Source organism: Algoriphagus machipongonensis (assembly GCF_000166275.1).
Lineage (GTDB): Bacteria > Bacteroidota > Bacteroidia > Cytophagales > Cyclobacteriaceae > Algoriphagus > Algoriphagus machipongonensis.
Genome location: NZ_CM001023.1, coordinates 4,353,483 through 4,373,635, shown reverse-complemented (window position 1 = coordinate 4,373,635; position 20,153 = coordinate 4,353,483). Strand labels below are relative to the sequence as shown.

At 38.7% G+C, this 20,153-nt stretch carries 18 protein-coding genes; 16 read left to right on the top strand and 2 right to left on the bottom strand.

The window, feature by feature from the left end:
• Positions 1-14: 14 nt before the first annotated feature.
• The 14 genes from ALPR1_RS18470 (at position 15) to ALPR1_RS18405 (ending at position 14,065) form a co-directional block, all read left to right on the top strand.
• On the top strand, positions 15-1,655 hold the full coding sequence (locus tag ALPR1_RS18470) for an OstA-like protein (RefSeq protein WP_008202968.1): 1,641 nt from the start codon (positions 15-17) through the stop codon (positions 1,653-1,655).
• Between the two features lie 170 nt (positions 1,656-1,825).
• A complete protein-coding gene (locus tag ALPR1_RS18465) occupies positions 1,826-2,542 on the top strand; it encodes a T9SS type A sorting domain-containing protein (protein WP_040303008.1) in 717 nt (238 codons plus the stop codon).
• A gap of 67 nt (positions 2,543-2,609) precedes the next feature.
• Positions 2,610-3,506, top strand: coding sequence for an outer membrane protein assembly factor BamD (locus ALPR1_RS18460; RefSeq protein WP_040303006.1), 897 nt, complete (start codon positions 2,610-2,612; stop codon positions 3,504-3,506).
• Positions 3,507-3,531: 25 nt separating this feature from the next.
• A complete protein-coding gene (locus ALPR1_RS18455; RefSeq protein ID WP_008202965.1) occupies positions 3,532-3,846 on the top strand; it encodes a DNA-directed RNA polymerase subunit omega in 315 nt (104 codons plus the stop codon).
• Positions 3,847-3,851: 5 nt separating this feature from the next.
• On the top strand, positions 3,852-5,060 hold the full coding sequence (coaBC, locus tag ALPR1_RS18450) for a bifunctional phosphopantothenoylcysteine decarboxylase/phosphopantothenate--cysteine ligase CoaBC (protein WP_008202963.1): 1,209 nt from the start codon (positions 3,852-3,854) through the stop codon (positions 5,058-5,060).
• Positions 5,061-5,088: 28 nt separating this feature from the next.
• Positions 5,089-5,991, top strand: a complete 903-nt coding sequence (porD, locus tag ALPR1_RS18445; protein ID WP_008202962.1) for a type IX secretion system protein PorD — start codon at positions 5,089-5,091, stop codon at positions 5,989-5,991.
• A 37-nt stretch (positions 5,992-6,028) separates the two neighbouring features.
• Entirely contained in the window at positions 6,029-7,681 is a 1,653-nt protein-coding gene (recN, locus tag ALPR1_RS18440; RefSeq protein WP_008202960.1) for a DNA repair protein RecN, read from the top strand.
• 84 nt (positions 7,682-7,765) lie between these two features.
• Positions 7,766-8,581, top strand: a complete 816-nt coding sequence (locus tag ALPR1_RS18435) for an enoyl-ACP reductase FabI (protein WP_008202959.1) — start codon at positions 7,766-7,768, stop codon at positions 8,579-8,581.
• Positions 8,582-8,716: 135 nt separating this feature from the next.
• Positions 8,717-10,309: an amidohydrolase family protein gene (locus tag ALPR1_RS18430; protein WP_040303002.1), complete on the top strand. Its 1,593-nt coding sequence runs from the start codon at positions 8,717-8,719 to the stop codon at positions 10,307-10,309.
• An 83-nt stretch (positions 10,310-10,392) separates the two neighbouring features.
• A complete protein-coding gene (locus ALPR1_RS18425) occupies positions 10,393-11,196 on the top strand; it encodes an alpha/beta fold hydrolase (protein ID WP_008202955.1) in 804 nt (267 codons plus the stop codon).
• Between the two features lie 133 nt (positions 11,197-11,329).
• Positions 11,330-11,782, top strand: a complete 453-nt coding sequence (locus tag ALPR1_RS18420; RefSeq protein WP_008202953.1) for a MarR family winged helix-turn-helix transcriptional regulator — start codon at positions 11,330-11,332, stop codon at positions 11,780-11,782.
• A 79-nt stretch (positions 11,783-11,861) separates the two neighbouring features.
• Positions 11,862-12,404: a YceI family protein gene (locus ALPR1_RS18415; protein ID WP_008202952.1), complete on the top strand. Its 543-nt coding sequence runs from the start codon at positions 11,862-11,864 to the stop codon at positions 12,402-12,404.
• Positions 12,405-12,510: 106 nt separating this feature from the next.
• Entirely contained in the window at positions 12,511-13,461 is a 951-nt protein-coding gene (locus ALPR1_RS18410) for a ring-cleaving dioxygenase (protein ID WP_008202950.1), read from the top strand.
• Positions 13,454-14,065 (top strand): alpha/beta hydrolase, encoded by a 612-nt coding sequence (locus tag ALPR1_RS18405; protein WP_008202948.1) that lies wholly within the window; start codon positions 13,454-13,456, stop codon positions 14,063-14,065. The genes ALPR1_RS18410 and ALPR1_RS18405 overlap by 8 nt, the downstream gene beginning before the upstream one ends.
• A gap of 43 nt (positions 14,066-14,108) precedes the next feature.
• Here ALPR1_RS18405 and ALPR1_RS18400 read toward each other — a convergent pair whose 3' ends face one another.
• Together ALPR1_RS18400 and ALPR1_RS18395 are read right to left on the bottom strand one after the other, a co-directional pair.
• Positions 14,109-17,141 (bottom strand): AAA family ATPase, encoded by a 3,033-nt coding sequence (locus ALPR1_RS18400; RefSeq protein WP_008202946.1) that lies wholly within the window; start codon positions 17,139-17,141, stop codon positions 14,109-14,111.
• On the bottom strand, positions 17,138-18,382 hold the full coding sequence (locus ALPR1_RS18395) for a metallophosphoesterase family protein (protein WP_008202945.1): 1,245 nt from the start codon (positions 18,380-18,382) through the stop codon (positions 17,138-17,140). Before ALPR1_RS18395 ends, ALPR1_RS18400 begins: the two co-directional genes overlap by 4 nt.
• A 66-nt stretch (positions 18,383-18,448) precedes the next feature.
• Between ALPR1_RS18395 and ALPR1_RS18390 the strand changes: the two genes are divergently transcribed.
• Positions 18,449-19,021, top strand: coding sequence for a septal ring lytic transglycosylase RlpA family protein (locus tag ALPR1_RS18390; RefSeq protein WP_008202944.1), 573 nt, complete (start codon positions 18,449-18,451; stop codon positions 19,019-19,021).
• 59 nt (positions 19,022-19,080) lie between these two features.
• Positions 19,081-20,151 carry an efflux RND transporter periplasmic adaptor subunit gene (locus ALPR1_RS18385; RefSeq protein ID WP_008202943.1) on the top strand — a complete coding sequence of 357 codons (1,071 nt, stop codon included), beginning with the start codon at positions 19,081-19,083 and terminating at the stop codon, positions 20,149-20,151.
• Positions 20,152-20,153: the final 2 nt, after the last annotated feature.

The following is a 20,153-nucleotide window of genomic DNA, read 5'->3' as shown; positions in this document are numbered from 1 at the left end:
CCCATCCCATTATTATGACTAAGCAAATCACCCGTATTTTTCTGATCAGTTTTCTTTTGTGCCAATGGACGGTTCAAAGTATGGCGCAAGAAGCCTCAGCTTTAAATATCAATAATGCAGGTCAATTAGTTGGAGCCGAAGGTTTCCAAAGACTCATTGGTGATGTAGAGATGGAGCATCAAAGTTCTTTAATCTATTGTGATTCGGCCTATTTTTATCAAGCAACGAATCAGGCTAAACTTTTTGGGAATGTAAGAATAGTAGATCAAGAAGACCCTATTCAGACGACCAGTAGTTATGCAGAGTATGATGGTAATACACAGTTGGCCAAACTGAGAACGAATGTGGTCTTTACCAATCAAGAGACGACCTTATACACCGATTATCTGGATTATGACCGAGCAGGAAATATCGCTTACTATTTTAATGATGGGCGAGTAATTGATTCTGCTAACGTGCTAACCAGTGAAAAAGGCAGATACGATGTAAGTATTGAGCGGATTACTTTTCAAAATGATGTGGTTTTGGTTAATCCAGACTATACATTGAGAACCAATGATTTGGTGTATATGACAATTCCAAAAACCGCTGAAACCAAGGGGTTGACGAATCTGGTTTCAAAGGAAGGAAATACCTTAGATGCACAGAAGGGTAGTTTTTATGATACCCAGAATAAACAGTTTAGATTTTTTGATGGTATTGTAGAGACCGAAACCAGTAGGGTTAAGGCTATCGAATTGTTTTATGACGAGAATCTCGGCTACTATGAAGGCAAGGAAGATGTGAGGATGCTAAATAAGGAAAGAGAGATTGAGATTTTTGGTGAGGTAGGAAAATATTGGGAAGAGGAAAAACACAGCTTGATTTATGGCAATGCATTGGTCCGAAAGTATTTTGAGGCTGACACCTTGTATATGACTGCCGATTCTTTGATTTCCTATGATAGAGAAGAAGATTCTCTGAAATATCTTCAGGCTTTTAGAGATGTAAATTTGGTGAAAGCAGATCTGTCAGGAAAAGCAGATTCTTTGGTCTATAACTATAATGATTCTTCCATACACCTATATCAGGAGCCGGTTATGTGGAATCAAAAAAGCCAGATTTCTGCGGATAGCATGACATTTTTTATTGCGAATGAAGTCTTAGAACGTGTATTTCTGAAAGACAATGCCTTCATTATCACTCAAGATACTATTCTCAATTTCAATCAGATGAAAGGGAGGAAAATGACAGGGTATTTCTCTGACGGTCAAATTTCCAAAATGGACATTGAAGGAAATGGCGAGTCCCTGTACTTTGTGTTGGAATCAGATACCATTTCGCAGGGGGTTAACCGTACGCTAAGTGCCACGATTCAACTTAAATTTAAGGATGGAGCCATCAATCGAGTGAATTATGGTGTTAAGCCAGATGGTAGGTTTATACCTTCTCAAAGAATCGATAATGATAATTCCAGGCTTCCTGGATTTAGTTGGAGATTTGATGAAAGACCCGATATGGAATTGATCCATAGTTGGAGGCCAATTCAGGAAATTGATCCAAAAGCAAAAAACCTATTCAATTCACCTGATATTGAAATTAGAATGCCTACCGATCAAGAAATTGAGGAGGAATTGAAAAAGCGAGGCGTGGAATCTTTGAAAAAGCAAAATTAAGATTGAAATAATCTAATAATTTAGCTAAACGTAAAACTTTTGAAAAAATTTTACCGAGGTTAACAACAATTAACCGGATTTTTCTGTCTTCTGATTAACAACGAACTAGTTTTGTGCGTATATTTATTACAGTTGATCACAAAACTGCCCTATATAGAATAAAACTTTACATGAATAACTTCCTCAGAACTTTTTTGTGGCTTTGCCTAATGCTACCGCTATTTGCGGAAGCGCAGCAAGTTCGCGTCTTGAGCGAAGACTTAAAGTTTGTTGGGGACATCAGTACCTCCCAGCGTAAAACCATTATTCTTCAAAACGAATCCACTGAACCCATCACTTATTTTCTGAAAAATGTCATTGGAAACATCGGTTCCTCGCAGCATGTGAAAATTTGTATAGGTGATGATTGCTATGATCCTAAGAGAGATTTGGGGAAGGTGAAGATTTCATTGCAGCCAGGCGAGCTCATAACTGATTTATACATGGATTTTGATATGGGGATTGTCTCGACAAAGGGTAGCTTTGAACTCAATTTTGTCAATGTTGAGAATATCAGGGAGTCTTTTTTAGTGGAGGCGAACTATGAAGTATCCAATCCAAATGATAAAATTGATGAGTTTGATTACAAGGAAATTACACTAAGTGATATTTATCCAAACCCTAGCAATAGAGTTGCTCAGCTGGATTATCAGTTAAAAAATACTAATGCGGAAGCTAAAATCGCCATAAATAGCTTTATTGGTAATCCGGTAGCGGAGTACCAGCTCGACCCAGACAGAAATTCACTATTGATCAACGTATCAGATTTCAACCCTGGGGTTTACTTTTACACACTCTTTGTCAACAATAAAAATATTGTGACAAAGAAGCTCGTTGTCAAGAAGTAAGGAGACATCACTCTCAATATCAACATTTGAATCCGAATAATTATCCCGTATATTTGCGGTCTTGAAAATGAAAATGCGCGTACACCACATTATCGTTCTAATTGTAGGAATAGCCCTAACTGCCTGTGGCCCTTTTAACAAGCTTGAAAAAAGCACGAATTGGGAGGAGTTATATGCTGGGGCAAATAAATACTATCAAGAAGGCGAGTATAATAAGGCAATCATCCTATATGATAAGGTTTTGCCCGTAATTAGAGGTAGTGAGAAGGCAGAGTTGGCTGATTATAATTATGCTAATTGCCACTTTAAAACCAAGCGGTACATTGAGGCTGCTGGTTATTTCAATAATTTCTATCGTACTTACAATAGAAGCCCATTGGCAGAAGAAGCTTTATTTATGAGAGCTTATGCTTTATACTTGGATGCCCCAGATTTTAATTTGGATCAGCAAAGTAGCCAAGAGGCTGTAGGTGCAATTCAGCAATTTGTAACCTTGTTTCCTGGATCAGCGAGTTATGAGCGAGCAATGGAAATGCTGACAGATCTTGAAAAACGATTCGAGGAAAAAGCGTATCAGCAAGCTGAAATGTATTACACTTTGAAAGATGGACTGTATCCTGGGCAGAATATGAGAGCATGTGCTATCAGTATTCAGAATTTTGCTAAAGACTATCCTGAAAGCAAATACAATGAGGAGTTAGCCTATAAATTGGTTGAGGTAACAACAAAGTATGCCGAAAACTCAGTATATGCCAAAAAAGAGGAACGTCTTACTGATGCCTTGAGGTTTGCTGGGGTCTTTTATAGAAAGTACCCTGAGAGTGCCTATACATCTGAGGTTGAAAAATACGAAGCTGAAGCAAGAGAAGAAATGCAGGAACATCTTGAGCTGAAGCAGCAAGTTGCTGAAAGAAGAGCAGTGTTGGAAGCAGAGAAAAAGGAACTTCCATCTAACAATAATTAATAAACGAACTTAAATAGATAATAATATGGCTATCAATCCATCTATCATTACTCGTGATTTAGATAAAATCGCTGATAAATCTGGAAATATCTATGAATCACTTCATGTGGTAGGTCAGAGAGCAAAACAAATTTCTTCTACTTTGAAAGAAGAGTTGAACAATAAGCTTTCTGAGTTTGCTTCTACTGTAGATAACTTAGAAGAGGTCTTTGAAAACAAAGAGCAAATTGAAATCTCTAAGTTCTACGAAAGAATGCCTAAGCCTACTACTTTGTCAATGGAAGAGTTCATTGAAGGGAAAGTCTATTTCAGACACCCAACTGAGGAAGGAGCAGAGTAATATTTATGAGCTTAAAAGGTAAGCGAATCTTAGTAGGAGTTACAGGCAGTATTGCTGCTTATAAATCCGCCTTTTTAGTTCGTTTACTGATCAAATCTGGAGCAGAAGTGCAAGTAATTATGAGCGCTTCTGCTCTTGATTTTATTACCCCATTGACTTTAGCTACACTTTCTAAAAAACCTGTTTTGGTGGATTTCCAAAAAGATGAAACAGGGGAATGGAATAATCATGTGGAGTTGGGGCTATGGGCTGATTTATTTTTAGTGGCTCCGATAAGTGCTAATACACTTTCGAAATTTGCCAATGGGTTATGCGATAACTTATTGACAGCTACCTACCTCTCAGCAAGATGTCCCGTTATGTTTGCTCCTGCAATGGATCTGGATATGTACCAGCATCCATCTGTACTTTCCAATATTGATAAGCTGCTAAGTTATGGCAACATCCTATTAGATGCCGAAGCAGGTGAGTTGGCTTCTGGATTATCTGGGCAAGGGCGAATGATGGAGCCGGAGCATATACTTATTGAGGTAGAGAAACATTTCTCCAAACTTCAAGATTTTCAAGGGAAAAAAGTGATGATCACCATGGGGCCAACGCAAGAAGCTTTGGATCCGGTAAGGTTTATCAGTAATCACTCCAGCGGAAAAATGGGCTTGGCATTGGCAAAATCCTTTTTAGCCAGAGGAGCGGAGGTATATGTGATCTCAGGTCCAATTTCATTAAAGTTTGATCAATCAAAATTTCATTGGACCGATGTCCACTCTGCAAAGGAAATGTATGAAGCAGCGCATAAAATCCATGGACTGATGGATATATGTGTCTTTGCTGCCGCTGTTGCAGATTATGCGCCAGCTGAAGTAGCAAAAGAGAAGATCAAGAAGAATGATTCTGAGCAATTCCTCAAATTGAAAAAGAATGTGGATATAGCTCTAGAGCTTGGGAAAATAAAACAGCCGGGACAGCTTCATGTGGGTTTTGCCCTAGAAACTGAAGAGGGAGAGAAAAATGCTAATGCGAAATTAGATAAGAAAAACTTCGATTTAATCGTTCTAAATTCCATGAGGGAATCTGGAGCAGGCTTTAAATTGGATACGAATAAAGTACATATCTATCATTCTTCAGGTAGATCGGTGAGCTCGGAAATTGCTACGAAATCAAATATTGCAGAATTGATATTGGATCAAATCAAATCTTCATCGGTTTGGGTCTGAACCTGAATATTTCATTATTTTTAGACCTATGAAAAAAGCGGTCTTCAGCATCATTTTTATATGCTTGGCATTTTTCGCTAAAGCCCAAGAATTAAATTTCACTGTAATCATCAATAGTGACCGGGCAAGAATCCAAAACACCACGGTTTTCTCCACGATGAAAACTAGCTTTGAGCAGTTTCTTAATGGAAGGTCCTGGACAACGGATGAGTTTAGGCCGGAGGAGCGGATTCAAGGCAATCTTCTAATAACTATTAATGATGTCCCACAAGTGGGGATCTACAACGCGACTGTTCAGGTTCAAGTAGTGAGACCGGTTTACGGAACCAATTATGAAACTCTGATTTTTAATTTTGCTGACAGAAATTGGAATTTTGATTACATCGAATCGCAACCTCTGGAGTTCAACCGATTTAATTTCCTGAATAACATTAGCTCATTATTGGGATATTATGCTCATATCGCTTTAGGGATGGATTATGACACTTTTGAAAAAGAAGGAGGTCAGCAGTTTTTTGAAATTGCCAATGATATAGTCAATAATGCACAGCAATCCGGACGACCTGGCTGGGTTCAAAGTCCTACAGACCGTAGGAATCGATATTGGTTGATCAATGATATTTATTCATCCCCAGTTTACGCTCCAATTCGTGAAGCAAATTACCTTTACCATAGGCAGGGCTTGGATATTTTGTTGACAGAACCCGAAAAAGCATATGAGAATATGTTGGAGGCAGTGAGATTGGTAGCAGAAGCAAACAAAGCTCAGCCGAATGGAATTTTGACTATTACCTTTATGGATGCAAAAGGGGATGAGATTTCAAAGGTATTCAAAGGAGCTTCCTTAGAAATACGGACAGAACTAGTCGAACTTCTGCTAGAAGTAGATCCGAATAATGCTAGAAAATATAACGAGTTACTGAAAAGCTAAACTCGATTTTTAACTTTGTGCTTTTCAAGCCAACCTCATGTTACTATCTCTTACGATTCAGAATTACGCATTGATTGACCAGTTGCACATGAAACCCAGTAAGGGTTTGAGTATGATAACTGGTGAAACTGGTGCTGGTAAATCCATCATGCTGGGAGCTGCAGGGCTATTATTAGGAAATCGAGCAGATACCAAAGTTTTGTTGTACGAAGATAAAAAGTGCATCATAGAGGGGGTGTTTAATATTGGAGAGTACGGGTTGAAAGATTTTTTTGAACAGGAGGAGCTAGATTTTGAAGAGAACTGTATCGTAAGGAGAGAGATTAGCCCAAGTGGAAAATCAAGGTCCTTTATTAATGATACGCCTGTGCTTTTAGAAAAGCTTCGATTTTTAGGTGGAAAGCTGATGGACGTGCATTCACAACATGACACATTACAGCTAGGTGATGGTGCTTATCAATTGCGATTGATTGATGCCTATGCGCAGACTGGAACCGAATTAAAATCCTATCAAAAAGCATTTAAAGCCTTCCGAAAAGATCAATCAGCATTTCAGGAGCTTCAGAAAAAAGCAAGCGAGCTCCAAAAGGAAGCTGATTTCAATCAGTTTCAACTGGAGGAACTAAGTGCTTTGACGCTTCAGAAGGGAGAGCAGCCTGATCTAGAGTCCAAACAAGAGGTTCTTGAAAATGCCGAGGAAATCAAGTTGAAAATCAATGAAATGCTCCATCTTTTCAATGATGAGCAGGTTGGGATTTTGCAGGGAATGGAGCAAGTCCAAAACGGGATGGGAACTTTGGAGCGTTTGGCTCATAAATTTTCTGAGCTAAAGGAGCGTTTTCAGAGTTTGTTGATTGAACTGAAAGACTTGGAAGCCACATTAGGTGATGAAGAAGCAGAAGTAGAAGTTGATTTTGAAAAATTGGATGAGATTAGGGATCGCTTAAGTAAGATTTATCAATTACAGAAAAAACACGGAGTCGACTCCTTGGATGAATTGGTAGACTTGGAGAAAGAACTAGCGGAGAAAGTTTTCCAAGCCCAAAATTTAGATGAGACCTTATCAGAAGCAGATGCCAACCTTCAAAAATCTCTTTTGACTCTTAAGGAGGCGGGAAAAGCCTTAAGTAAAAAAAGGGCAGCTGTTTTTCCTTCTTTCCAAAAGGAAATGGAAAAGCTATTGTCAGAACTTGGGATGGAAAACGCCAAGTTGAAAGTGGATTTAACATCGATCGATCCGAGTTCGCATGGGCTTGATCAAATAGAAATACTTTTTTCGGCCAATAAAGGGACCGCTCTTCAGCCACTTAAAAAAGTCGCCTCAGGTGGAGAATTTTCCAGATTATTGTTTGCTATCAAATATCTAATGGCCGATAAAATGGCTTTGCCTACTTTGATTTTTGATGAGATAGATTCAGGGATCTCTGGGGAAGTTGCATTGCAGATGGTTCGGATGATGAAGAAAATTTCAGAACAGCATCAGGTGATTTGTATTACCCATTTGCCACAGGTCGCTGGCCAAGGAGATTTGCATTATTTTGTTTACAAGGATAATTCCTCTAAAAAGACAATCAGTAAGATCAAAGAACTAAATGAAGAGGAGAGGATATTGGAGCTCGCAAAAATGATCGGAGGAGCAAGTCCAAGTAATTCTGCTTTGGAAAGTGCTAAAGAGTTGCTGAAGCGATAAGTCAGAGTCAAGAGGGAATTGTAGGGACTGAATGGCAAATTTTCTCTATTTTTACCTTTATTTTTGAAATCAACATAATTGTATATGCCAGAAAATTTGCTGAAAGGAAAACTAGGTATCATCACTGGTGCCCTTGACGAGAATTCCATTGCATGGAAAACCGCATTGAAAGCTAAGGAACAAGGTGCTCGATTTGTATTGACAAATGCCCCTATTGCTATGAGAATGGGAGCTATCAACGATCTTGCAAAAGAGTGTGATACCATCGTTATCCCTGCTGATGCGACTAGTTTAGAAGATATTGAAAAGCTCTATACCGAAGCCAAAGAGTATTTGGGTGGAGATTTTGATTTTATTTTGCATTCCATCGGGATGTCTCCAAACATTCGAAAAGGTCGCTCCTATGGTGATTTGAATTATGATTGGGCGATGAAGTCTTACGATGTGTCAGCTATTTCATTTCATAAAATGATGCAGGTAGCTGAGAAAATGGACGTCATGAAAGAGTGGGGATCCATCGTAGGGCTATCTTATATTGCAGCACAGAGAGTATTCCCTTTTTATACTGATATGGCTGATGCAAAGTCATTGCTTGAAAGTATTGCCAGAGGTTATGGCTATCGATATGGTAAGCTAAAGAATGTACGTGTCAACACGATTTCACAATCCCCAACAAAAACTACCGCAGGAACTGGAATTGGAGGATTTGATTCATTCTACAATTTTGCCGATTCGCTTTCTCCACTGGGAAATGCATCCGCTGAAAGTTGTGCAGACTATATCGTGACTATGTTCTCAGATTTGACTAGAATGGTTACCATGCAAAACCTCTTCCATGACGGAGGGTATTCTTTCACTGGAATATCTGAAGACATTATGGAGAAGTTTAAGGATTTGTAAAATCGATATTAATAGAATTTAGCCCTTTGGATTTCCAAAGGGCTTTTTTTTTGTTTTCGCTGTTCATCATAATCTGATTTTAAGTTCACCTATTTTGACCTATCTTAATTGTCATTATATATTAAACCGCCAACCATGAAAAAATCTTTATTCCTAATGGCTACATTTTGTAGCCTGGTTACCTTTTGTGTTCAAGCACAAATTGAGCCCGCTCCCGCTCGAAATGAAGGAGATGGTCAATATGATCGACTAATTTTGAGAGGAGTTACACTTATAGATGGAACAGGAGCACCACCGATTGGTCCTGTAGATATCGTAGTAGAAAAAAATAAAATCGCCCAGATTCAAACAGTAGGGTATCCAGGACTACCAATCAATGAGAATAGAAGGCCAAAAGCTGGAGAAAATGATAAAGTCTATGATCTGGAAGGACATTTTTTAATGCCTGGATTTGTAGATTCTCATGGTCATATCGGTGGAAGAGGTCAGGGAACTCCGGCTGAGTATGTATTTAAACTTTGGCTTGCCCATGGCATCACCACCGTACGAGATCCATCCGCAGGAAATGGTTTGGAATGGGTGTTGGACCAAAAAGAAAAGTCTGCTGCCAATGAAATTACGGCTCCTAGAATCTTAGCATATACTGGTTTCGGACAAGGATCAGAAAAACCAATTACCAATGCTGAAGAAGCTATCGCCTGGGTTAATTCTAATGAAGCAAAAGGAGCAGATGGGATTAAATTTTTTGGTGCTAAGCCAGAAGTAATGGAAGCTGCTATTTCTCAGAATAAAAAAATAGGATTGCGCTCTGCTATGCACCACGCACAAATGGATGTTGCAAGGTGGAATGTGTTGAATTCTGCTAGAGCGGGTCTTTCTTCTATGGAGCATTGGTATGGACTTCCTGAAGCATTGTTTGAAAATAGAACAGTTCAGGATTTTCCAGTTGATTATAATTACCAAAACGAGCAGCATAGATTTTCGGAGGCAGGAAAGCTTTGGGAGCAGGCTGCACCACCATATTCGGAGCATTGGAACAAGGTAATGAATGAATTATTGGAGCTTGATTTCACGCTTGATCCTACATTTAATATTTATGAAGCCAACCGAGATTTGATGAGAGCACAGAGAGCGGAGTGGCATGAGGTTTATACTTTGCCGTCTCTTTGGAAATTTTATGAGCCAAGTAGACAATCTCACGGTTCCTATTGGTTTGATTGGACGACATCTCTTGAAATCCAATGGAAGAAAAATTATCAGCTTTGGATGACTTTTGTAAATGAGTACAAAAATCGTGGAGGTAGAGTTACTGCAGGGTCTGACTCAGGTTTTATCTACCAGCTTTACGGCTTTGCTTACATAAGAGAATTGGAATTGCTTCAGGAAGCGGGTTTTCACCCATTGGAAGTGATTCGATCTGCCACCATGTATGGAGCAGAGTTAATGGGGATGGAAGATCAAATCGGTACAGTAGAAGTAGGGAAATTAGCCGATTTTGTAATCGTGGAGGAAAACCCTCTTCAAAACCTGAAAGTGCTTTATGGAACAGGAGCGATTCGAATTGATGAAAATAATAAAGCAATTCGTGTCGGAGGGGTTAAGTATACCGTGAAAGATGGGATTGTTTATGATTCGAAGAAATTACTGGAAGATGTAAAAGCTATTGTAGACAAGGCAAAAGAGGAGGAAGGAAGTTTTCCTATCCATCAACCAGGTTTAGACTGGTAAAACTTAAAATTCAAAAAAGAGTATATAAATTGGGATTTCTTGTGACTTAACAAGATGTCCCAGTTTATTTTTTATTTTATACCATGCCTTATTTAGAGATAAATCAAGTTAAAATCTATTATACTGAACAAGGAGTAGGTGAGGAGACTATCATTTTTTCTCATGGATTGCTTTGGAGCCATCGCATGTTTCAGGAGCAGATAGATTTTCTTTCTCCTCGTTTTAGGGTAATTGCTTTTGATCATCGAGGACAAGGAAAAAGTGAGGTTAAAGCTCCTTTTGACATGGATACTTTGACGGAAGATGCCTTGGCGCTTATCAAGGAATTATGCCCTGGGCCGGTACATTTTGCTGGTTTGTCCATGGGAGGTTTTGTCGGGATTCGCTTGGCAGCCAGACACCCTGAAATATTAAAAAGTTTGATTTTACTGGAAACCTCAGCCAATTCTGAACCTGTGGAAAATATTCCAAAATACAGAACCTTGAATAATATTGTCAAATGGTTTGGCGTGATTGGCCTCGTTGCCAATAAAGTCATGCCCATCATGTTTGCTGAAAGCTGGCTGAATAACCCTTTGAACAAAGAGAAAGTGGAGCTTTGGAAAAAGGAAATGATGGGGAATAAGAAATCTGTAACGGGACCCGTGAATGGGGTGATCAATAGGACGGGTGTGGAAGACGAACTGAAATTCATTTCTTGTCCTACAATGATCATCGTGGGAGATGAAGATGTAGCGACAAAACCAGAAAAGGCAAAATTCATTCAAATGGGTATTGCAAATTCAAAACTCCATAGAATTCCTGGTGCTGGACACAGCAGCTGCATAGAAAAGCCCAGAGAAATAAATCGATTGATTGGAGATTGGTTAATTGAACAAAGTGTTTAATTAATGCTCTGATATAAAGAGGATTGCATTAATTTTTGTTAGGGGAGATCTGTTGGGCGAAAAATTTTTTTGACAAATTTGAAACCTTTTCTTACATTTACATGTATATACATTAAATACAATTGCAAGAATAATGGCAAAGATCGAAGACGAAATACAACAGAAGGTTTTCAAAGACCCTTATAATAAGGCAGTTGTCAATTTATTGTATACGCACAGTTACTTGGTAACCTGTCAAAATGGGTTGTTTAAACCTTATGGGATTTCTCCAGAACAATACAATGTTCTCCGCATTTTAAGAGGGCAAAATGGAGTTCCAACGACGGTTTCTTCTATCCAAGATCGTATGTTAAACAAAATGTCTAATGCATCCCGATTGATCGAGAAGTTGAAATTGAAAGGATATGTAAGACGAACTGAATGTCCAAACGACAGAAGGCAAGTGGATGTATTGATCACGGAAGAGGGATTAAAAATTCTTGCAGAACTTCAGACCAAAGTGGAAGAAGGCAACTGGAAATTTGTGAATTTGGACAAAGAAGAAGTGAATCAATTGAATGATTTACTAGATAAACTTCGAGGTTAAAAAAATTTCATTATATTAATGTATATACATTTAAAGTATTAACATAAAATAAATTCAATAACAACTAAATAAAATCAAAATGGAAACTAAAGAATTAACCACAACAAAATGGGCGATTGACCCAACACACTCAGAAGTATCTTTTAAAGTAAAACACTTAGTAATTTCTACAGTTACGGGATATTTCAGAAAATTTGAAGGAAGTGTAGAAAGTAGTTCCGAGGATTTTGACGGAGCTGAAGTAGCTTTCACTGCAGACATCGACAGTATTGACACCAATCAAGCTGACAGAGATACTCACTTGAAATCAGCAGATTTCTTTGATGCTGAAAATCATCCTAAATTGAGTTTCAAAGGTAAAATAGTGAATGAAGGTGGCGACCATAAGTTAGTCGGTGACTTGACGATGAGAGAAACTACCAAAGAAGTAACCTTGGATGTTGACTTTGGTGGAGTGGCTGGAGATCCTTATGGACAAACTAAAGCCGGTTTTGACATCGAAGGAAAAGTGAATAGAAAAGAGTTTGGACTTGCTTGGTCCGCAGTAACTGAAGCTGGATCTGTAGTAGTAAGTGATCAAGTAAAATTGATTTTAAGCGTTCAGTTAGTAAAGCAGGCTTAAAAAGTCAAACCTTTGGGATAGGTGCTATCTCAAAGGTTTCTTTTCCTTAAGAATCGCTTAGTTATTTAATTGATAGAAATTAACATAAACCAATTTCCCCAAAGTCATGAAACCATTAATCAGTGGAATACACCATATCACAGCTATTGCTGGAAATCCACAAGCCAATATCGATTTCTATACTGGTATTCTGGGGTTGAGATTGGTTAAAAAGACCATCAATTTTGATGCGCCTGACGTGTATCATTTCTATTTCGGCGATGAACTGGGAAGTCCTGGTACTATCTTTACCACATTCCCTTTTACCGGAGCCCGAAAAGGAAGTAAGGGAACAGGTGAATTGACCTATACGGCGTTTTCTATTCCTACTAATTCTTTGAATTTTTGGATCGAAAGATTGAAGAAATTTGGAATTCCTGTTTCGGATGTGTTGGATCGGTTTGGAAATAAAGTGATCCGATTTGAAGACCATGATGGGATGGGTATCGAGTTGGTGGAAAACGATACAGATGATAGGAAAGGTTGGACCTATGGACAAATTCCCAAAGAGAATTCCATCAGAGGATTCTTTGGTGCTACCTTAAACCTTCGAGAAAAAGACGCTACCGAGCGCTTATTGACTGGTTTTATGGATTATCATTTCATAGGTCAGGAGGGAGATCGTTTCCGATATGGCACAGAAGGAAAAGCAGGTGATATTATAGATATCCTTGTGAATCCAAATGGACATAGAGGCATGCAAAGTGCCGGTTCAGTGCATCACATCGCATTCCGTACTGCCAATTCCGATTCTCAATTGGAAGTGCAAAAGCTATTAATGGAAAATGGCTATCAAACAACTGAGGTAAAAGATAGAAATTACTTCACTTCAATTTATTTCAGAGAACCCGGAGGTGTATTGTTTGAGGTTGCTACTGATGAACCTGGATTTGCCATAGATGAGGATGAAGCACATTTGGGAGAGCTAATCAAACTTCCAGAATGGGCAGAACCAAGTCGTGAAAAAATAGAAAAAAGTTTAACACCAGTCACTTTAAAGACGGAGGAATATGCCTGATTTGAAATTAAGTGGATTGCCTATCAATAAAGCTGAGAAGGCAGCCATCATGATCCATGGCAGAGGAGCGTCAGCAACAAATATTCTTTCCTTAAATCAATACTTAAATTTGGATGATTTTGCTCTTTTGGCTCCACAAGCTGAAATGGGAACTTGGTATCCTTATAGTTTTATGGCTCCTGATCAGCAAAATAAATTGGCATTGGAAAAGTCAATAAAGGTGATTCAGGAGACTTGGGATGAAGTAATGGAAGCAGGGATAAAACCTGAAAATGTTTATTTCATAGGCTTCTCGCAAGGTGCCTGTTTAAGTTTAGAGTTTGCAACAAGAAATGCTCAAAAACTAGGAGGAGTTATCGCCTTTACTGGTGGATTAATTGGTGAGAAAATTCAGACAGAAAAGTATCACGGAGATTTTCTTGAAACACCGATTTTTATCGGAAGTAGCAATCGAGATTTTCATGTTCCAGCTGAAAGAATTTCAGAATCCGCTGACTTAATCTCAAAGATGGGAGGAAAAGTTAAAACCCTACTTTTCGATGATCCTGAACATACGATTCGGGAAGAGGAAATTGACTGGGTCAATCAAAATATATTAATGTGATTTTCTAATTGAAAAAATCTCCGGCATTGACGGAGATTTTTTTTTAATAGGAGTAAGCTACCTGAGAGCCTTTTTCTGGATCCAAAGTGATCTGTGCATAAACTCCAATTTCCTGTTGTAATTCCTCTACATGGGAAATGATTCCTACGATTCTATTTTCATGTCGAAGAGATTTCAGTGTTTCGAAAACCACTCGAAGGGCATTTCTATCCAAAGCTCCAAATCCCTCATCTAAGAAGAAAAAACTCTGATCAGCCTGATTTAGCGCCTTCACTTTTTCTGCCAATGCCAAGGCAAGGCATAAGGAGGCTTGGAATGTTTGCCCACCAGAAAGTGTTTTCAGTAAACGTCTCTTACCTCCATTTAAATAATCGATTACCCAAAATGTATTATCATCATCGATTTCCAAACTCAAGCTATTTTTACTCAGTTTCATAAATCGAACATTCGCGGTATTGCAAAGCTCCTTCAGGTAAATAGAACTCACATATTTCACAAAGCCACTTCCTTTAAAGAGTCGCTCTAATTCTTTAAGATTACTTTCCCTGTTTTCCAATTGACCGAATGTCTCTAAAAGGAGTTTTTTATTCTCTAGTTGAGATTGGATCGTTTTTATTTCCTCAGATAGAAGTAACAAGCTGTTTTGCGAAGAGGAAGCATTTTCTTTCAATTGAATAACCAACTCCTTAAGCTCTTCAAAAGCGATCTCATTAAATTCCAGAACTCCATCTTCCGCCTTTAGTTCATTGATTCTACTTTCTGTAATAGCGAATTTTTGATCGAAATCGCGAATCTCCAAATCTACTTTCTCAGCATCCAGGGAATGTTCAAACAATCGAACTAAGGCAGCTTCGTTTTCGAACCCAAACTTTACTTTTTGCTTTTCATATTCTGCCCTAAGTGTTTCGAGCTTGGATTGAGCATCTGCCTTTAGCTTCTCAAATCCCTTTAAACTTGTTAGGTTAGAGGCTTGGGCCTCTCGTTTTTCACGTAGTACTTTTTGCTTTCCTTCCAGTAATTTGATTGCTTCCTCAATATCCGCTTCTACTTTTAAAATGGTTGCCTCAATTTGATCGGCTGTTTTACTGAAGAACTGCTTGCAAAAAGTGGGGTCTTTAATTTCTTCTTTTTTGGAAGAAATAGAAGAGAAAACAGTGTTTTGACTTAGTTGGGCCGTTTGATATGATTTTTCTATTTGTTCAATGTCGCCTCTTTGAGAATTCCAGGACTGCCTTAATGATTTTATCTGCTGCTGGATTTTTTCCTTATCTCTTCCAGCATTCGTTAAGGAAACAACTTTTTCTTTTAGCTCTGAGGCATCAGAAATACCATGGCTAGAAATCATTTCCATCATTGTCTCCAGAGACTTTTCGATTTTTAGGATCTCTTCTTCCTTGGAGGCGCTATTTCTTTGATGATTTTCTAAATGAATTTGATTTTCCTTTTCTTTTTGAATCAAGGTAAGAATGCCTTCCAACTTGTTTTTTTCCTGATTAATTTCCTCATTCTTCGCTTTCAGTTCAACTTTTTCTTTCTCTGATTTAAGTGGACTGGGATGCTCCACAGCGCCGCAAAGCGGACAAGGTTTTCCGTCTTCCAGCAAATGAACATGAATACCAAGCCCTTGCTTTTGCATTACTTGATCACGTTCCGACTCCAAGTTTAGGATCAATTGCTTTTGGCTTTTTTGCCAGGTTTCCAGGCTTTTTTCTTCGGAAGGGAGTTTTGAAAATATCTGTTCCAAATTATTTTTCACTGCTACAATCTCTTCTTGAAGCTGTTTCTTGATTTTCTCAAGCTTTGCTCGATCTTCCTCCCAAATTCCCCAATCTCTTAAGGCGGTTTGAAGCTCTGATAAGACTTTAATGTCTGGGCTTTCTAGATCCTCTGATTGTTTCTCCAGAGTTGATACTTCAGCTTCTAATTGATTTTGAGAGGCTTTTTTGCTTTCTAGTTCAGGTTTTAAAGTTTCTAACTTTTGATTTGCCTCATCCAGTTTTACCTGAAGTCTCTTTACTTCCAGTACTTTTTTCAAATCACGGATTTTGGCCTCGCGATCGGGTCTTTGTTGATTTTTAGATTTGAGTTCTACTTCCTCATCCTCCAGCGTTTTTACTTCTTCAATATACCTGAGTTTGAATCGCTCACAATCCACTACGCTGGTAGTATATTTTTCCAGCTCTTTTTGAGTGTCATGGATCTGATCCCAAATAGGTTTAAGGTAAGTCTTGGCAGTGATAAACTCTTTATGGAGAAGTCTCTTTTCCTCGATCTCTGGTTTTTTATTCGAGAGCTCCCGGAAGTTGGTTTGAAACACTTTTAATTGCTGAGCTTTTTTCTGAATTTCTTCCTGCTGCTTCATCTGGGTCTCCGAAAGCTGCAGCTTCAACATTAGCTCTTCATGATCCTTTTTTTGAATTTTTTGAGAGTTGGATTTCTCTTCCAAAATTTCTTTTGAAAATCCTTCCAGTCCAGATAGCTGAGTTTCGAGCCTGATTTTTTCTTCCTTGACAACTTTTAAGAGAGAACCCGTTTTTCCGGATAAGTCAAATCGCTCTAATCCAAAAAGCTCCTTCATCATCTCAGCTCTTGGACCAGGAGTGAGATCAATAAACTCCCTGAATTTGCCTTGGGGAATGATCACTGTTTGTTTGAAGTGCTCTTTTTTCATTCCGATAATTTCCTCGGCTTTTGCAGAAATAGGCTCCCATTGTCCCTCTACTTTCTCATAAAAAGTATGTTCAGCAGGTCTTACTTCTTCAAACTTCTTGGGATTTCTTTTGGCAGCATACCTTCCTAAATAGGTGTTTACATTGTTTTTGCCCGACTGAAACTCAAAGTTGATGATCAGTTCTTCACTCTGAAGATTGAGCATGCTGTTCTTTTCTCCTCGATCAGAAAGTCGCTCGGTACTTCCATAAAGAGCCAATAGAATTCCTTCTAAAATTGAAGATTTCCCACTGCCTACGGCTCCAAAGATCCCGAAGAGCCCTGCTGCTGTCAATTGATCGAACTCGATGACTTGCTTTTCCCTGTAAGAATAAAGTCCCTGTATTTCCAGTCTAATTGGGATCATACTTCCTTGTTTTGGCTAATGACTTCTCTAAAGATTTCCATCAATTCCTCATTGGGTTCTTGGCCTTTCTCACTTTTATAAAACAATTGAAACAAACTGCTCATGTCTTTCCCTAAGTCTTCTACCTGTAAGCTTAAATCTTCGGTTCCTGCTGGATTATTGATTTGTGGAATCAAATTGACAATTCCATCATGGGCTTTCATTATGGCTTTCCGTGTGGCTGCATCGATAGAATGTTCTGTCACATAGGTGATCTCCACAAAGCAATAGGGGTTTTCTTCTAACCAAGCCAGCGTCTCGGGTAGATTGTCAAATTTTTTTCTGTATAAAGGTCTTCCTTGTTTTAGCCCAACGGGATGATATTCAACTTCTTGGTTTGGGGCAGCCTTTAAAATGACCACCTTCTTTTCCTGATCGGCTTCGCTAAAAGAGTAGGCTAAAGGTGAACTAGAATACACGACAGGGCAGTGTTCGTGGCCAACTGAATGGTAGCGATGCAAATGGCCCAGTGCAGCATATTGAATTTGTGAGGGGATATTTTTTGTGAAAAGTGCCTGAGTTCCACCTACGTGTAAAATAGGTCTTTCCGATTCAGGTTCTGCTTCAGTCCCGATAGCTACCGAGGATTCGCCTTCTTTCATAAAGAAGAAATGTCCAATAAATAGATTTACTCCATTGTCATCACAGTAATTATCGGCAAGTTCCAGCCAATTCTCTTGCAAAATTTCTCTGAATTCCGCCTCTCGGTCTCCTTCTCCCAAATAAGTTTTTAGCAAGTTCTCATTTGCATAAGGGGCTAAGATTATTCTTACAGGAAATTCAATCTTGGGTAGTTTTAGCTCTACAAATCCAGATGCACTTTTCGTGATTTCGATTCCAGAATCGAGTTTTCCAATAGGGATGATACTATCATATCGACTATAAAAAAGTATCCCTAATTCTCTAGCCAATGGATCTGGAGCTTCTACAAACTGAGTGCTATCATGATTTCCCGAAATAGCGATGATGGGCCTTTCTCCATTTTTCGAAAGCCTGCGAAGGGTTTTATATAAAAGTTCTACCGCCTCATGGTTAGGATTGAAAGTGTCGAAAATGTCCCCAGCTAAAAGGACTAAGTCTACATTTTCCTGATCTGCAACTTCAATAATCTCTTCCAAAACCAATTTTTGCTCTTCGATTCGAGAGAATTCCTGAAGTCTTTTGCCTAAATGCCAATCGGCAGTATGTAAAATTTTGATCATGTCATTCAGAAAAGTGAAAAACTAAGTTAATCTTAAGCCTTGCCGCTTGCAAGCTAAAAATCGGGAATGACATCAATTGGCATTTTTCTTGTCAAGAATGGGCAAATGAAAATTGATTACATGCGCCTTTGGATTTTTCTCCTAATTATGGTTTTTGCCCAGCCCTTTGCCCAGGCAAAAAACCTCGGTGATTCCCTATTGATTCAAGAAGGAATAGCCAGTTTTTATGGAAAGAGATTCCATCTTAGAAAGACCTCCAACGGTGAGATTTTTCATATGGATAGTTTGACTGCTGCCCACAAAACTTTGCCTTTTGGGACGGTATTAAAAGTAACTAGGATAGAAACTAGGGGGACTGTTTATGTTAGAGTGAACGATAGACTTCCTAGATACTCTAGAAGGATGATAGACCTTTCACGGGCAGCTGCCACTCAATTGGATATGATACATGATGGGATATCCCGGGTAAAACTTGAAGTGATTGAGCCAGAAGTCATAGAAGAACTAATAGAATATTTCGGAGATGATCCTCCTCCCACCATGAGGTTGCGCCCTGTGGCAAAAGCTATCAATCTTTATAAGCCATTGCCAAATCTGTTTTTTGCACCTCAATTGACATTTATTAACAGTCCTTTGTAAACTTTTCTTTTGACTTTGAATAATTTCTTAGTTTATTAAATTCGAAATTATTTAAATCGATGATAAAGTTTAGACTTACCCTCCTAGGTTTTTTAGCTCTTGCATTTTTTTCTTGTGAAAAAGAGGAAGAAAAAGTTGAAGAAGCTCCTACAGAATCTTTTCGAAATGAAGTAGCCGCAACAGAAGTTCATGTGGCTAAAGCTGAAGTGAAAAGCTTTGATTACCTCATCAATGCCACTGGGAAACTGGAAGCAGCCAGTCAAGTCACTGCCGTGATTGAGCAGGCGGGCTTCATGACAGAATTGAATGTCCGCGAAGGGCAAACGGTTCAAAAAGGTGAAGTTATTGCTCGTCTGGATCCCACGGAAGCTCAGCTGCAATTAGAAAAAGCAGAAATTTCTCTGCGGAATGCACAGGCGGATTATGAATCTATGAAAATGGGCTATGAAACCATCTTTGCTTCTGATGATGAGGAAAGAAAATCGGCCATAGATGATCAACTAAAAGCAAAATCAGGAGTGTTCTTGGCAGAAGTTTCTCTTAAAGAGGCCAAACTTATCCGAGATAGATGTGAATTAAAAGCTCCCATCTCTGGTAAAATTGCCGATCTCAAGTTCAAGGAGGGAAGTTTGGTAGGGGCAAGTCAGGAGCTTTGTGAAATTTTGGGAACTAGCCAGCTTATCCTAAAAGTGAAAGTTTTGGAGTCTGATATTTCTTTGATTTCAACCAATCAACGTGCTGAAGTTTATGCGGTTTCTGATTCTCAAAATGCAATTGATGGTAAAGTGATTGGAATCAATCCTATAGTAGATGACAACGGATTGGTACAAGTTTCCATTTCCATAAATTCCAGAAAAAATCTCTTGCCTGGAATGAATGCAAGAGCAATTATCAGAGCTCCGCAAAGCAACAGTTTAGTAGTTCCAAAAGATGCTTTGGTTTATCGATCCGGTAGGGCAGTTGTTTTTTCTATCGAGAACAACGAATCCAAATGGAATTATGTAGAGGTAGGAAAAGATAATGGAGAAGAAGTGGAAATTTTGGAAGGAGTGGAAGAAGGAAGTACGGTAATTACTTCCAATAACTTGCAATTAGCACATCAGGCTCCTGTTCAAATAATAACAGAATAAGC

Bases quoted from the DNA above. Each gene is read 5' to 3' on its own strand.
- ALPR1_RS18470 (WP_008202968.1), top strand. From the start codon at position 15: ATGACTAAGCAAATCACCCGTATTTTTCTGATCAGTTTTCTTTTGTGC.
- ALPR1_RS18465 (WP_040303008.1), top strand. From the start codon at position 1,826: ATGAATAACTTCCTCAGAACTTTTTTGTGGCTTTGCCTAATGCTACCG.
- ALPR1_RS18460 (WP_040303006.1), top strand. From the start codon at position 2,610: ATGAAAATGCGCGTACACCACATTATCGTTCTAATTGTAGGAATAGCC.
- ALPR1_RS18455 (WP_008202965.1), top strand. From the start codon at position 3,532: ATGGCTATCAATCCATCTATCATTACTCGTGATTTAGATAAAATCGCT.
- coaBC (WP_008202963.1), top strand. From the start codon at position 3,852: ATGAGCTTAAAAGGTAAGCGAATCTTAGTAGGAGTTACAGGCAGTATT.
- porD (WP_008202962.1), top strand. From the start codon at position 5,089: ATGAAAAAAGCGGTCTTCAGCATCATTTTTATATGCTTGGCATTTTTC.
- recN (WP_008202960.1), top strand. From the start codon at position 6,029: ATGTTACTATCTCTTACGATTCAGAATTACGCATTGATTGACCAGTTG.
- ALPR1_RS18435 (WP_008202959.1), top strand. From the start codon at position 7,766: ATGCCAGAAAATTTGCTGAAAGGAAAACTAGGTATCATCACTGGTGCC.
- ALPR1_RS18430 (WP_040303002.1), top strand. From the start codon at position 8,717: ATGAAAAAATCTTTATTCCTAATGGCTACATTTTGTAGCCTGGTTACC.
- ALPR1_RS18425 (WP_008202955.1), top strand. From the start codon at position 10,393: ATGCCTTATTTAGAGATAAATCAAGTTAAAATCTATTATACTGAACAA.
- ALPR1_RS18420 (WP_008202953.1), top strand. From the start codon at position 11,330: ATGGCAAAGATCGAAGACGAAATACAACAGAAGGTTTTCAAAGACCCT.
- ALPR1_RS18415 (WP_008202952.1), top strand. From the start codon at position 11,862: ATGGAAACTAAAGAATTAACCACAACAAAATGGGCGATTGACCCAACA.
- ALPR1_RS18410 (WP_008202950.1), top strand. From the start codon at position 12,511: ATGAAACCATTAATCAGTGGAATACACCATATCACAGCTATTGCTGGA.
- ALPR1_RS18405 (WP_008202948.1), top strand. From the start codon at position 13,454: ATGCCTGATTTGAAATTAAGTGGATTGCCTATCAATAAAGCTGAGAAG.
- ALPR1_RS18400 (WP_008202946.1), bottom strand. From the start codon at position 17,141: ATGATCCCAATTAGACTGGAAATACAGGGACTTTATTCTTACAGGGAA.
- ALPR1_RS18395 (WP_008202945.1), bottom strand. From the start codon at position 18,382: ATGATCAAAATTTTACATACTGCCGATTGGCATTTAGGCAAAAGACTT.
- ALPR1_RS18390 (WP_008202944.1), top strand. From the start codon at position 18,449: ATGACATCAATTGGCATTTTTCTTGTCAAGAATGGGCAAATGAAAATT.
- ALPR1_RS18385 (WP_008202943.1), top strand. From the start codon at position 19,081: ATGATAAAGTTTAGACTTACCCTCCTAGGTTTTTTAGCTCTTGCATTT.